The organism is Bacteroides sp. PHL 2737, assembly GCF_004115325.2.
Taxonomy (GTDB): domain Bacteria; phylum Bacteroidota; class Bacteroidia; order Bacteroidales; family Bacteroidaceae; genus Bacteroides; species Bacteroides hominis.
Genome location: NZ_CP040630.1, coordinates 3,035,484 through 3,049,372 on the forward strand (window position 1 = coordinate 3,035,484; position 13,889 = coordinate 3,049,372).

Annotated in this window: 12 protein-coding genes; 5 read left to right on the forward strand and 7 right to left on the reverse strand. The window is 43.8% G+C overall.

The annotated features are described in order from the left end of the window. Nucleotides 1-678 precede the first annotated feature (678 nt). Both dnaJ and DBK98_RS12290 read right to left on the reverse strand, forming a co-directional pair. Nucleotides 679-1,863, reverse strand: a complete 1,185-nt coding sequence (gene dnaJ / locus DBK98_RS12285; protein WP_032536296.1) for a molecular chaperone DnaJ — start codon at nucleotides 1,861-1,863, stop codon at nucleotides 679-681. A 50-nt stretch (nucleotides 1,864-1,913) separates the two neighbouring features. Beyond that, nucleotides 1,914-2,501 carry a nucleotide exchange factor GrpE gene (locus tag DBK98_RS12290; protein ID WP_005776532.1) on the reverse strand — a complete coding sequence of 196 codons (588 nt, stop codon included), beginning with the start codon at nucleotides 2,499-2,501 and terminating at the stop codon, nucleotides 1,914-1,916. 234 nt (nucleotides 2,502-2,735) lie between these two features. Here DBK98_RS12290 and DBK98_RS12295 point away from each other — a divergent pair, with 234 nt between their 5' ends. From DBK98_RS12295 to DBK98_RS12310, 4 genes are all read left to right on the forward strand, one after another. Continuing rightward, nucleotides 2,736-4,349, forward strand: coding sequence for an ABC-F family ATP-binding cassette domain-containing protein (locus tag DBK98_RS12295; protein WP_005776533.1), 1,614 nt, complete (start codon nucleotides 2,736-2,738; stop codon nucleotides 4,347-4,349). Between the two features lie 196 nt (nucleotides 4,350-4,545). Further along, entirely contained in the window at nucleotides 4,546-5,109 is a 564-nt protein-coding gene (locus DBK98_RS12300; protein WP_005776534.1) for an RNA polymerase sigma factor, read from the forward strand. Beyond that, nucleotides 5,106-5,528, forward strand: a complete 423-nt coding sequence (locus DBK98_RS12305) for a hypothetical protein (protein WP_005808978.1) — start codon at nucleotides 5,106-5,108, stop codon at nucleotides 5,526-5,528. Before DBK98_RS12300 ends, DBK98_RS12305 begins: the two co-directional genes overlap by 4 nt. 20 nt (nucleotides 5,529-5,548) lie before the next feature. After that, on the forward strand, nucleotides 5,549-6,616 hold the full coding sequence (locus tag DBK98_RS12310; RefSeq protein WP_032530429.1) for a hypothetical protein: 1,068 nt from the start codon (nucleotides 5,549-5,551) through the stop codon (nucleotides 6,614-6,616). Between the two features lie 138 nt (nucleotides 6,617-6,754). Here DBK98_RS12310 and DBK98_RS12315 read toward each other — a convergent pair whose 3' ends face one another. After that, nucleotides 6,755-7,801, reverse strand: a complete 1,047-nt coding sequence (locus DBK98_RS12315; RefSeq protein ID WP_005808974.1) for a leucine-rich repeat protein — start codon at nucleotides 7,799-7,801, stop codon at nucleotides 6,755-6,757. Between the two features lie 104 nt (nucleotides 7,802-7,905). On the opposite strand from DBK98_RS12315, the gene DBK98_RS12320 reads away from it, so the two are divergent. Beyond that, a complete protein-coding gene (locus tag DBK98_RS12320; RefSeq protein WP_032536295.1) occupies nucleotides 7,906-8,757 on the forward strand; it encodes a CPBP family intramembrane glutamic endopeptidase in 852 nt (283 codons plus the stop codon). Nucleotides 8,758-9,002: 245 nt separating this feature from the next. Here DBK98_RS12320 and DBK98_RS12325 read toward each other — a convergent pair whose 3' ends face one another. The 4 genes from DBK98_RS12325 to DBK98_RS12340 all read right to left on the reverse strand — a co-directional run bounded on the left by DBK98_RS12325 (nucleotide 9,003) and on the right by DBK98_RS12340 (nucleotide 13,855). Further along, nucleotides 9,003-10,169, reverse strand: a complete 1,167-nt coding sequence (locus DBK98_RS12325; protein ID WP_032536352.1) for a hypothetical protein — start codon at nucleotides 10,167-10,169, stop codon at nucleotides 9,003-9,005. 5 nt (nucleotides 10,170-10,174) lie between these two features. After that, a complete protein-coding gene (locus DBK98_RS12330) occupies nucleotides 10,175-12,304 on the reverse strand; it encodes a type IV pilus biogenesis/stability protein PilW (RefSeq protein WP_032536294.1) in 2,130 nt (709 codons plus the stop codon). Nucleotides 12,305-12,314: 10 nt separating this feature from the next. Further along, the gene (locus tag DBK98_RS12335) at nucleotides 12,315-12,920 is read right to left on the reverse strand and encodes a DUF3575 domain-containing protein (RefSeq protein WP_005808963.1); all 606 of its coding nucleotides are present in this window, start codon (nucleotides 12,918-12,920) and stop codon (nucleotides 12,315-12,317) included. Nucleotides 12,921-13,003: 83 nt separating this feature from the next. Continuing rightward, the gene (locus DBK98_RS12340; protein WP_005808961.1) at nucleotides 13,004-13,855 is read right to left on the reverse strand and encodes a LuxR C-terminal-related transcriptional regulator; all 852 of its coding nucleotides are present in this window, start codon (nucleotides 13,853-13,855) and stop codon (nucleotides 13,004-13,006) included. Nucleotides 13,856-13,889 lie beyond the last annotated feature (34 nt).

The window sequence follows — 13,889 nt, forward strand, 5'->3', positions numbered from 1 at the left end:
CCTGGATTGCTCTTTTTCGGCCCATTCTTAAACAGTGTGGCTAAAAACGTCTCCCAAGGAAATCAGTGATTTTACTTCTGTCATCTGAATGGAGAAACAAGTAGATAAAATCACGTTACTTTCGGTGAAAGTCAGAACCTATAGACAGTAATTATCCCGAATATCCGCTTATTTGTCATTTTTGCTTTGTTCGTTTCGGAGTAGCAACCAGGGAAATTTTCGTCACTTTTCGGCTTTCGACTGTGAAGAATATGGGTAATATGGAAAAACATGGGGAGATTTTTCTGAAAGAAGTAGGCATTTGTCCCGAAAGAAGTAAGCGTTTTGTGAAAATGCTTACTTCTTTTTCCGGAAAGCCCGGCGCTATTCTCTCAAAATCCCGGCTTTCGAAGCCTTCAATCCCGGCTTTTCGGCTTGCAAAGTCCCCTTGAGGGAACTTCCTTCTCCCAGATGTGTCTCAAAAAAGAAATGTGGCGTTTTTCAAACAGCATGTTTTATGTCTTTTTGAAGCCGGGATGTAATAAAGGGTGGCAGATTGATAAATCATCGGGATACTATCCAACTATCCGGTATTCTGTTTTATATAAATTTGCCCGGGCTTACATCTTTCGACGTATACCCGGGCAGATTTTATGAGATATTCTCTGTGTAGATCAGTGTGATCGGTGGTGAAACTTCTTAGTCGAAAAGACTTCTGAACTTCTTGAATATCTTTTCTTTAATTGAAGTACTTGGCTTGAAGTTCTTCGATTCTTCCAGCTTTTCCAAAGTACTTTTTTCGTCTTTACTCAGTGTCTCCGGCACATATACACTTACGTTAACCAGCAGGTCTCCTGTGCCGTAACCGTTTACACTTGGCAACCCTTTACCGCGGAGTCGGAGCACTTTTCCCGGTTGTGTACCTGCTTCGATTTTTACCTTCACTTTTCCGTCGATGGTTGGAATTTCTACCGCACCTCCGATAGCTGCTGTAGGGAAACTCAGCAATAAGTTGTATACCAGATCGTTTTCATCACGAATCAGCTCCGGATGTGGCTCTTCTTCCACCAAAATCAATAGGTCGCCCGGGATACCGTTATGTTTTCCGGCATTTCCTTTGCCGCCCATAGAGAGTTGCATGCCTTCTGCTACTCCGGCGGGAATTTTTACTGTTACTACTTCCTCACCGTATTCGATACCTTCTCCACTACAAACCTTACACTTGTCTTTAATGATTTTTCCCTCGCCATTACAAGTAGGACACGTAGTACGTGTCTGCATGGTTCCTAAGATGGTTTGCTGGTTACGGATTACCGAACCGCTGCCTTTACAGGTCGGACAAGTTTCAGAACCGCCATTACCTTCCGCCCCTGTTCCGTGACAGTGCGAACAAGGTACATATTTTTTTAGTTTGAATTTCTTTTCAACTCCTGTAGAGATCTCTTTCAAATTCAGCTTCACCTTCACCCGGAGGTCTGAGCCACGGAATTTTCTCTGTTGAGAACCTCCGCCTCCAAATCCGCCGAAGCCTCCGAAACCACCACCGAATCCGCCGCCGCTATGGCCGCCGAAAATATCACCGAACATAGAGAAGATGTCGTCCATGGACATTCCACCACCGAATCCTCCGAACGGTCCGCCGTTTCCGGCTGCTCCACTCATTCCTGCATGACCAAACTGGTCGTAGCGGGCACGTTTATCCGGATTGCTCAGTACGTCATACGCTTCGGCTGCTTCTTTAAACTTTTCTTCTGCTTCCTTGTCACCCGGGTTTTTGTCCGGGTGATATTGGATGGCTTTTTTCCGGTATGCTTTCTTTATTTCTTCGACTGTTGCCTCTTTCGTGACTTCCAGCACTTCGTAATAATCTCTTTTTTCTGCCATATTTTAGTTTCGTTGATTTTAATTATGTTAGCAAGTTTGTCGTGTCCCGGTTATTCACCCACAACTACTTTTGCATGGCGGATTACTTTGCCGTTAAGGGTATATCCGGTCTGTACACAATCCAGTATTTTACCTTTCTGTTCTTCTGTCGGAGCAGGGATCACAGCGATGGCTTCGTGATAATCCGTATCCAGCGGTTGGTCTTTGGTTTCGATAACCTTTACTCCATCCTGCGACAGGATAGACAGGAACTTATTATATATCAACTCAACACCCTCTTTTACGGCAGCTACGTCCGTAGCCGTTTCCATAGTTGTCAGTGCACGTTCCATGTCGTCGATTACCGGCAGAATACTTTTGATGCTCTTCTCACCACCGTTCAGAATCAACTCTGCTTTTTCTTTGATGGTCCGTTTACGGTAGTTATCGAATTCAGCCGAAAGACGGAGGTATTTGTCCTTCTGATCTTCGATCTGGCTATGGGCTTCTTCCAGTTCTTTTTCCAGTTTCTCCTCTGCGGTCAGCGGTGTGCTTTCTTCAGTGGTTTCTTCGTTTTGCGACTGTCCTTCAACGGTATCCTGAATATCGTCTACTGTCAACTCTTCTTCTTTCTTGGTTTTTTTTTCTTTTGGGTCCATATCTATTCTGTTTTTATTCTTGTTAAACGGATTTAGTTTCATGTCAATACGGCATTTTAATGTATTGGCTTTGCAGCAAAAACTTTGCCAGTTTGTTTGTTTTGCCAAAAAACGCAGCAAAGGTAATACTTTTATGTCAGATTGACACATTACTGATAGTTCGTTATTCACTAAAAATGTCTACCTTTGTCACCGCATTATTTGATAATAAATAAATTAAGGAATAATAATAGAATGATTACAGTTTCAAACGTTTCGGTACAGTTTGGTAAAAGGGTATTGTTTAATGATGTAAATCTGAAGTTTACAAGTGGAAATTGTTATGGTATTATCGGTGCCAATGGCGCCGGCAAGTCAACTTTTCTCCGTACGATATACGGTGACCTCGACCCGACTACCGGAAACATTACGTTAGGTCCGGGCGAACGCCTTTCGGTATTGAGCCAGGACCACTTTAAGTGGGACGCTTATACGGTAATGGATACCGTAATGATGGGTCACACCGTGTTGTGGGATATTATGAAGCAGCGCGAAGCCCTTTATGCCAAAGAAGATTTTACTGATGAAGACGGTCTGAAGGTTTCCGAACTGGAAGAGAAGTTTGCCGAACTTGACGGATGGAATGCTGAAAGTGACGCAGCTATGTTGTTGAGCGGTTTAGGTGTGAAAGAAGATAAACATTATACATTGATGGGTGAATTGAGCGGTAAGGAAAAAGTGCGTGTGATGCTGGCACAGGCATTATACGGAAATCCGGATAACCTGTTGCTTGACGAGCCTACCAATGACCTGGATATGGAGACTGTTACCTGGTTGGAAGAGTATCTCTCTAATTTCGAACATACCGTGTTGGTTGTAAGTCACGACCGTCACTTCCTCGATTCTGTCTGTACACATACGGTCGATATCGATTACGGAAAAATTAATCTTTTTGCCGGTAACTACAGTTTCTGGTATGAATCCAGTCAGTTGGCCCTCCGTCAGCAGCAGAACCAGAAGGCCAAAGCTGAGGAGAAAAAGAAAGAACTGGAAGAATTTATCCGCCGTTTCAGTGCCAATGTTGCCAAGAGCAAGCAGACTACCAGTCGTAAGAAAATGCTCGAAAAGTTGAATGTTGAAGAAATCAAACCCTCCTCCCGTAAATATCCGGGTATCATCTTTACTCCGGAGCGTGAGCCGGGCAATCAGATATTGGAAGTTTCCGGTTTGAGCAAGAAGACCGAAGAAGGGGTTGTATTGTTCAACGACGTGAACTTCAATGTGGAGAAAGGTGACAAGATTGTGTTCATTTCCCGTAATCCGCGTGCGATGACTGCTTTCTTTGAGATCATCAACGGTCATATGAAGCCTGATGCAGGACATTTCAACTGGGGGGTAACAATTACAACTGCTTATCTTCCTTTGGATAATACCGAATATTTCAATACTGATTTGAATCTGGTCGACTGGTTGAGCCAATACGGCGAGGGCAATGAAGTTTATATGAAAGGTTTCCTGGGACGTATGCTTTTCTCCGGTGAAGAAGTACTGAAGAAAGTGAGTGTACTTTCGGGAGGTGAGAAAATGCGTTGTATGATTGCCCGTATGCAGTTGCGCAATGCCAACTGTCTGATTCTCGATACTCCGACCAATCATCTCGACTTGGAGTCTATTCAGGCATTCAACAACAACCTGAAAACCTATAAAGGCAATATCCTTTTCTCTTCACATGACCACGAATTTATTCAGACCGTTGCCAATCGTGTGATTGAGCTGACTCCGAACGGTATTATCGATAAGATGATGGAATACGACGAATACATTACTTCCGATCACATCAAAGAGCTGAGAGCCAAGATGTACAAGTAATGATGTACGGTTTTGAACGATGAACGATTAACGATGAACAGGTTGTGCCTGAATGGGCACCTGTTCATCGTTTTTTTGTTCGCATTCACTTTATTTATCGTTTACTGTTGTTCATCGTTCATAGTTTATCATTCATCGTTATTTTACCTTTCTCCATTTATTACGTATCATATATAAACAACATATACCGTGGCTTATGGAACAAAAGGAAATACAGGCATTAGTAGAAAGGAGCAGGAAGCAAGATGCAAGTGCATTTGCTTTGCTTGTGGCAGAGTATCAGACTTTTGTTTTTCGCCTGGCATTCCGCTTGTTGTGTAATGAAGAGGAAGCGCGGGATATGGTACAGGAGACTTTCCTGCGTGTCTGGCTTTCGTTGGACAAATACCGTCCTGAATTTCGCTTTGCGACCTGGCTTTACAGGGTTGCGTGTAATATTTGTTATGATCGTTTGCGGGTTTTACAACACTCGCCGGCCGGAGCGCTTTCCGATATTGCGTTTTCCGAGTTGCCCATTCTTTCCGATGATAACGTCGAAGCAGTGTTAGTCAACCGGGAGTTGAAAGCACATATCCTGTACTTTATGCAACAACTGACTCCTAAGCAGAAGCTGGTATTTACATTGCGCGATATAGAAGAGTTGGAAATCAAAGAGATCGAGATTATTACCGGACTTACATCGATCCAGATCAAAACAAACCTCTATCTCGCTCGGAAGAGTATCCGTAAGAAGTTGAATGAAATAAATAAAGAAAGATGAAAAAGGAAGAAATTAATTATGAAAGGTGGTTGGGACAGTTAAAAAAGACACCCCCCATTCTGGAAAATCCGGAGGCATTGACCGAAGATATTATGCGTGCTGTCAAGGCGGCTTCTTTCAGAAGTCCGGCCAAGCGCAGACCGAATCTTGTTGCCTGGTGTTCGGGCATTGCTGCAACTTTGCTCTTGGCGATATGGGTAGCAGAAACGATGTCTGTTGATTCATTTCCCTCGTCTGAAGTAATCATCATACCGGAGCCCTATCAATCGAATACTTTCACAGGCAGTCTGGAGCATAGAGGTTTGACGATAGGAGAGAAGCAGGAACTTTTCTTTACCGCATCCCGTAATCGGAAAAGGGAAATGCTTAAACGAGAACGGCTTTATACTCAGTATAAACAGATAATGAAGAGTGAGTGATCTTTAAAAAATAGATGCGTATGAAAACAAAAAATCTTTTACCGATATTGTTGCTGGCCGTTTCAATGGTGTCCTGCACCACCTATTATCAAGTGAAAACCCAGGTTTTTCCTGATGGATCGGCTCGTAGGGAGGTTTATGCCTTTGGCGATTCTGCATTCATGGCCGGAAATCGGGCACAAAATCCTTTTATGTTCTCATTGGATTCCGGTTGGACGGTGACGCGTTTTGATTCTGTCCGGATGCATAATTATTTTGGAGAGAAGGAAAAGATAAACGTGTGTGCCAGCAGGGAGCAGGCTTCTGTCGACTTATTTTCGGAGCAGGTCCGGCCTAAAGATCCGATGTTTCGTCCTTTGGTGACTCCGCGGGAAACACTGACCAAACATTTCCGTTGGTTCTATACGTATTATACCTATAACGGTGTTTATCCCGAACTGACAGAAAAAGGGCCTGTACCTCTGAAAAACTATCTGAACGAGTCGGAACAGAAACTTTGGTTTCAGGGCGACGACACTGCGTATCGGGGAATGAACGGATTGGAGATGAAAGAAGTGCTCGATCGTTTGGAAGGACAATTTGTTCAATGGTACAACCGTAGTCTCTATGAATTAAGTCTTGAAGTGATGCGGCCTTTTATAGCTGACCTGAAGCAGGGTGACTATCTTTCACGCCTGAATGCGGCTAAGGATTCATTGTATCAGGCATATCGGCCTCAGAATGATGATCCGGACTTCTCTCCGGCACTCGTTTGTCAATTACTTGATACTCACTTTCATACTGATTGCTTTTCGCTTCTCTATAAAGAAAAACAGCAGGAAGTGGATCAAAAATTTGATGAGGAAACACGTTCCGTTGAGTTATTTGGAGTGGTGATTCAATATGAACTCAATATGCCCGGACAAATGCTTTCGGCAAATACAACCTTTAGGGAGGATGGTCATTGGGTCTGGAAAGTAGATGCCTATCGTCTTTTGGCAGGCGAATATCTTTTGACTGCCGAGTCGCGCGTACCCAACATCTGGGCCTTTATCCTCACCGGCTTGCTTATTCTTTTGGGTATAGGTTATTGGATAAAAAAGCGATGAACAAGAAGGAGTGAAGTTGTGTCAAAGGTCCTCTCACCACAGATTGCGCTGATTTCCACAGATTATTCGTGTCGTTAAAATTCCTTCTGTGTTCCTCTGTGTCCTCTGTGGTGAGTTTTTTGATATGCTCCCGTTTTTTTATCGTTTATAAATCAACTTATTTTTCCCTTCCCCGAATAAATTGTCTCCTATGGTTGTGATTTTATCTCCTTTGGCAACTACGTAGCGTAGCCTGTCACATCCCATGAAAGCACCATATTCGATGGCTGTAATGCTTTCCGGCAATTCCACGGTTCCACACAGACGTCCGCAATTGCTGAAAGCCCGCTGTCCGATGCTTTTCAGTCCATGAGGTAAACGAACGCGGAGCAGGTATTTTTTTTGTGAGAAAGTGAAGTCCGGGATAGCTGTCGCATTGGTCTTTTCGATGTCTACGGCAACCAGATTCGGCATATAATCCCGTATCAGTTTAAAATCGGCTGCATCCAGTTTACCTTCGATGGTCAGGAAGTTGATCTCTTTCGGTTGTAGCCCTGCTTTTTGTATTTCACTTTCCAGCGTGCTCAAAGCACCTACCTCTATTTTAGCTTCCAATGGTTCGCCTTCAATGAACGCAAAGTTATCCCAACGATTTTTCAGCCGGTATTCATCACTTGCTCCCAGCGGTACAAAGATTGCAGTGATGCTGTCAGCCAAAGCTCCCGGCAGCAGGTTGGGAGGAGTTTTCTTTTTGATCTGGCAGATGTTCAGGTTCTCGCATCCCATAAAGGCTGCATCTTCAATGTTCTTGATTTTTTCCGAAAGAACCACTTTCTTTAGGGTCGGTTTCCCTTTGGCAATGCCGTTTTCCATCTTGCAGAAAGCATAGGCCGGAACAAAGTTTGGCATATAAATATAGAATTTATCCGGATACGTACCTTCTTTTCCCGAATACATACTGATACTTGCATTCGCTATATCGAGCACTTGCAGATTTTTGAATTCATCGCGCAGATGCTTGAAGTCCACTGCGTTGATCTTTCCTGTCAGAGTGAGGTGAGTCACCTGGTTTGCTTCTTCTTCCGTCATCATCGAAATAAGAGTTCCCGGTTTGCTGACGAAATATGTTTTCTTAACTTCTTGTGCTGTAGCTGCAAATAGATTGGCAGCAAGGGCTATTCCTATAAACAGATGTTTTATTTTCATATTTATGATAAATGTTTAGACAAATATAGCGAATCATACTTTATCTCGTTGAGAGTTTTAGGAAAATATAGTTATTTTTGTCCTTCAACTAATAAATTAACAAAATGGAACAACAAGAAAAAGAGAACAGTCCGATCCCCTCTTCGGGAGGAATTCCGGCATTTGCAAGTATTGCATTATTTCTGGTGGGTTTCTATATTCTTATACCTCTGTTTGGGATTATCCTGAGTTCTATCCCTGTATTAAAAGAGTGGAGAATGGGGGCTTTCTTTATTGGGGAGGGAGCTATGTTGCTGAGCGTGTTTGTTGTTACTTTCCTGATGATGCAATTTCTGGATCATCGTCCCTTCTCCGATTTAGGATTCAGTCTGAAAGGACGTGGTAAAGACATCTTATACGGCTTTTTGATGGCATTGCTTATCTATGCCATTGGCTTTGCTCTTTGTTTGCTGACCGGTCAGATTGAGGTTGTCGGTGTTCATTTTCATTGGAGCGATCTGTTCTTGAGCGGGCTGTTTTTCGCTATGGTTGCCATTGTCGAAGAAACTATGATGCGCGGATATATTCTGGGGCGCTTATTGCGTACGCGACTCAATAAATTTATTTCTCTTTTCATCTCTTCCTTTTTGTTTGCGTTGCTCCATCTGATGAATCCCAATGTGGCTTTTTTGCCTATGCTTAATCTGGTGTTGGGAGGATTATTACTGGGAGCTGCCTATCTTTATACCCGTAACCTTTGGTTTCCAATTTCGCTTCATTTCTTTTGGAACTGGATTCAAGGGCCCGTGCTTGGATTTGAAGTCAGTGGCAATCGTTTCTGTGAAACCTTGTTTTCACTTCGCCTGCCCGCAAATAATCTGATCAACGGAGGAGCATTTGGTTTTGAAGGTTCGCTGGTTTGCACGGCATTGGCAACGCTCTTTACACTGCTCATAATCTGGTGGTTTGAACAATAAAAAAATGTCCCATGTTCCGCTGAACTCTGGGACATTGATAAAACAAACACCACATTTACTTCACAGTAAGTCAGAGTGGAAAAGCAAGGACGCATTTACTTCGCAGTAAGTTTGTTGCGCACTATTAAACACAAACAAAACAAAATAAAAGCTGTACAACAGCCATTATAACACTTGCATCAATGTAGGTTTATATTAATTTGTCCATAAGAGAGAGCATAAAGTATGTGGGGGTGAATCTTATTCTAAAATTTATACGTTGTTCCCACCATTAACCCCACTGTTCCCCGTATGGGTTCCTGAAGGTCAGCCCGATAACTTCTGTCTTTAAATATATTGATTCGGGGTTCCAGCCAAAGCCCGGTATGCGCCGACAACCTGATTTCTCCCTGTAGTCCGATGCGGCCGTTCAGGATGATGGAAGATGATGATTCCGTTCCGGGAAAATAGCTCCCGATGCCACCTGCCACTGTCAGGTTGAACACGTGGCTGTCCCGGTCGGAAAAAAGCCTTGTGAGGTTGCACAGATAGTCGATGTTGAGGCTGATATTAAAATCGCGGTTGCTTCCGCTTTCTTCATTATCTAAAAAGGCGGTACTACTGCCGGCACTGATCCGCATTCCGTTAATTTTGTCGAACCATTTACCTAAAGCGAATTCCGTGTCGAACAATACATTTCCGGTGTTTCCCGTGCCGGCCGCCAGTGAGGCAAAACCTCCTTTAAGGAAGGTCAGGGTAGTGTATCCTGCCGGTTTGTAAGTAATACCTGCCATTAGTGATCCTGCCAGGTTATATCTTTTCCACGATGGCTGGTTGTCCACCCGGTCCGGATAAAGTGCCAGTTGTGGCTCGATAAACAGGTTAAAAGCAGACGATACATTCAGTTTCCCTTGTAATCCTGCCCTCAATCCGTATGAATGGATTGTTTTTTGGTCTTTTATGATAGTGGCCTGATAACTGAGTCCGAGAGCGCCGATCACTTCGAATACCCGCTTCGGGTTGTATCTGGCGGCAAATGCACTGATATTGATCAGGTAGTCTACATTGGCTCCTGCCAGATGCATATCCGTATTTCCTTGTTTCCACTGTGTATATTCCCCTCCGGCCCGTAATCCTATGACGGGAGTCAGCCAATTGCCTGCCATGAATGATGCCCGTGGTCCGTGAGCGGTTTGTCCGCCTCCTACGTTAAACAGATAACCGATGCCCGATCCGACAGAGAAAAACAGATGTTCCGCCCCTCTCTTCGAATGGAACTTTTCCGCTCCCTTTCTTTTGGGTATCAAATATTCTGAGGCCTCTATATTGTTTTTTCCCGCTGTTGAATCTTGCTTTTGCTCTTGTGCTGCCAGAGTTCCGCATAAGCCGAAACCGACTCCTAACAGCAGGATTCTTTTATAGCTCTTTCTCATATTCTTCATTGCTTTATCGTTCTTTCTTCATTCAAGCCGTTCTCTTCCGTTTCGGTGTCTTCCGTTTCGGTTTTTTCTTTTGTTTTCTCCGCTTTATCCTTCTGTTCTTTCTTTTCCTCTTCCAACTGTTGCAGTAGGTCGGTTACGTCTCCGTCTATCTGCGCAATCTCTTTCAGTGACGGATCTTCGTTCAGGGCCCGTTTTATGAAAGCATATGCTTCGCTCACTTTGTCCAACCTGTTGGCACATGCCGCCCTTAGATAATAGCTGAGTGGTTCATCCGGTAGTTCTTGTGCCTTTTCCCACGCTTCTTCATTTTGCTTCATGGCCATTAATAATACCACTTCATTTATGCCGCCTTGTGTTCCGAACCGTTCATAAGCATCCTCAAAATGCCCGTTGTAAGCTCCAACGATGGCTCTTACGTCTTGTGTCATGTCGTTGTCCGGCAAAAAGTCTATAATGGAGTCCGCCCGGTTATAAGCTCTTTCGTCCATTAAGGCGATTACCTGATTACAGAGTAGTTCTGTGGGAGCCGATCTGCTGACAAACGGTTCCAGCAATTTGCTGTCTGCTTTCTTTTGTTCTATCAGTAATGCAGCCAATTCGTTGGCCATAATCATAAATTTAGGATATTGTTCCAGTGCTTGTCGGCAGATTACTTCGCGTGTAGAGTCATTATCGGCATTCAGGTATATCCGCCAAAATTCATAGGGTACCAATTTTTTATAGTCCTGTTTATACATTATGCGTATTTCTTCATCGTTCAGTAATCTCATCACCGAATAGTTGAAACTATATTCCACCCGGCGCAGCCGTGGTAAGTAAGTCGTTAGAATGACATTCCGGTATTCCGGTAGTCGTAGGATCCGGCTGTATTGCGAGGCCATGTTGTCCGGATAGCAATTGATGATTTCCCGTAACTTGTCTGTAGGCAGTGAGTCGTGTTCCATCAATTCTGCTACCTCTTCCCATGAGGCCACCACTCCTTCTGTATATGTACTGTCTTTTATCGCGTCTATAGTACCTCCGTTCAGAAAACCAAAGATACGTTTCAGCGTACTGTCCGTGCGTTTTTGTGCCAGTTTCAGATTCGACTGATACGGACCTTCTGGCGACGATACTCCTTTGACGGAAAACGACAGGAATTCCGAGTTCGGATCGTTTTCTATTTCCTGCAGGCGCAAGCGCATTTTCTCCAGTTCTCTTTGGTTGTTCGGATCCTTTTCGTCTATCGTTGCCGAGTTGATCAGGAAGTTCAGCTTCACTTCTCCTCTGTCGCCTCTTTGTTGTTTTTGAGGTTTAGGGATGTATTTTTCATCTCTGATTTTCATGCCATCCGCTTGGTACGTAAAGAAACGCATCGGATTTACCGTACCTTTGGCTATCACTACTGTATCTTTGTATGCCAGTTTTTTATATTCTACCAGATACATGTAGATGTCACACCGGCATTCATCGTCCGGGTTATCCATATAGAGGGAGTCTACGTAGGCAATCACTTCATTTTTATCAATCTTTTGCGTTTTCTCCTGAAAAGGTGCTAACGGGTCTCTGCTCAGGTCGAATTCCATCATTCGTTCCAATGTGATGGCATACTCCTTTCCGGTCACCACTGCCGGGCGGAACAGGCTCTGTGTTTTACGGGTAATATTCACCAACATCGGTTGCACTACGATACGTGTGTTCGGCTTATACATTTCTTTGGGAATTTTTACTTTAGGGTGGATGATGTATTGATTTCCGATGATCTCGATGTCGGTTGGTTCCGGTAGCAGTTTGTCCACCACTTTTTTGGCGGTGATCACCACTTCGTCAATCATCGATGCTTCGTACGAGATCACTACGTTTATCGTTGTCTTTCCTTTAAGTTTTACTGTTTTTGATGCGTAGGCAAAGCCCGAGAAATGGAGGGTCGTACTGGGATCTGCCATGATCTTGAACTTTCCGTCCAGGTCTGTGATGCCGTATACATCTCCCTTTTCATTCTGGTCTCTGATTACGATAGAGATGGCAGGCTCTCCCTCGTCATCGATTACGCTTCCGCGTATTTCTACTTTCTGGGCTTGTCCCCATGCCGGAATAATGGCGTATAGGGTCACTATCCCCAATAGCAAAAATCTTTTGATATTCATTAGGGTTATTTTATTTGGCTATATAGATAAAAGATACACTTAGTTTAACCGGTATGGGGGCCCATCCCGATTCATTCGGTTCACCGTGAGTGCTTCCCGGTTGGTAGCGCACCAACCTGTAGCGTGCCACACCCACACCGCCTGAAACCTCAAGGTTCCAGCGGCGTGACAGAATCCAGTTGTATCCATACGTGACACCTGCAGCTACGGCATCTCCATAATATGCCCTGGGGGTTATTCCTACGTCGAACATGGAATAGAATCCTGTGATACCGATGTAATGGCGCGCCAGCAGGTTCCGAAGCCAATATTTAGCTTCAGCTTGTACGCGCCCATGACGGTAGAAAAGTTTATCTGTAATCTTCCAGGGATTAGCCGATGCCGAAATTTCGGCTGTCATCCAATCGTTTAGCGGGAATTCCACTCCCAGATTGGGAGATGCCGCTAACCATTCCAGCGTATTAGTCTTGATGGCCATACGTTGGGCGGATACTTGAAAAGATATTGCTATGAAAATAAAGAGTATAGCCCGTTTCCCGAATAGAGACGGGAAATTATATCCGGCTATCTCCCACAACAAGTTGGGGAAATTTAGTTTTAAATTAAATGTATTCATAAACGCGCTCACTTCTGTCTAAAGCGTGCTGTCGTTTATTCTTGTCGGTGACAAATATAGAGGTTTTAATTTACATTTTTCAACTAATCGAAATCTTTTTTTATTAATTCTGATAAATACTCCTGTAAATCAGTCTCTTGCCCTATCTGTAATTTTTGTCGGAGCCGGCTCCGGTTGCTTCTCACAGTCGAAGGGGCTATATATTGAAGTTCAGCTATCTCTTCGGTTGTTTTGTTCTCCAATATCAGGCAGCAGAATTGTATTTCTTTGTTGCTGGGTTGAAGGTGCAGGGCGTTGAAAGCCGCCCATAGCTTTAGTTCGGAAGTCATCCTTTTTTTTTGCCGGTGCATGCTTCGCAATATTTCCTGTAACTTGGCGAGCATTACCGGAGGAAAAATATAAGCTACCGTCAGGCTGGGAAAATTCATAAGGTAGAGGTCGGACGATGTATAGAGTCCGATGCCCAGGTAGAGCAAAACCGGTGAGAGGGATAGGATTATGACCGTGTGGCGTTTTACGGAAATGGAAGCCAGTCCGCAGGTCACCATTCCGATAATCAGGTCCTGCGACAAAAAGAATCCGGCTTCTTCCGGCGGTAGGTAGATACGGTTGTACATCGAGATCAGTATATTGCCTTGTATCGTATAGAAAACACTGTTTAGTAGAGATACGATCCGGGCTTTTTTCCGAATCAGTAAATAAGTGAATAACGCAAATAATCCCAGGGAGAGTATATTGCATATTGCCAGCAATAAGTTATTTCGCATGAGGTAGACGCAAAGGTCGGCCAGGATTCCGATACTGAAGCAGACCACTGTACTATAATAGATGTAATAGATCGTTTGTTGTTCCGCACTTTCTATATTCTTGAACTGGTGGTATTTTCTTTGCAGATACTCGTTTCTTTTATGAAAAGGAAGGCTTTTAAGATTCATATTTATGTTTGATTTCAATGTCAGATGTTGGTTA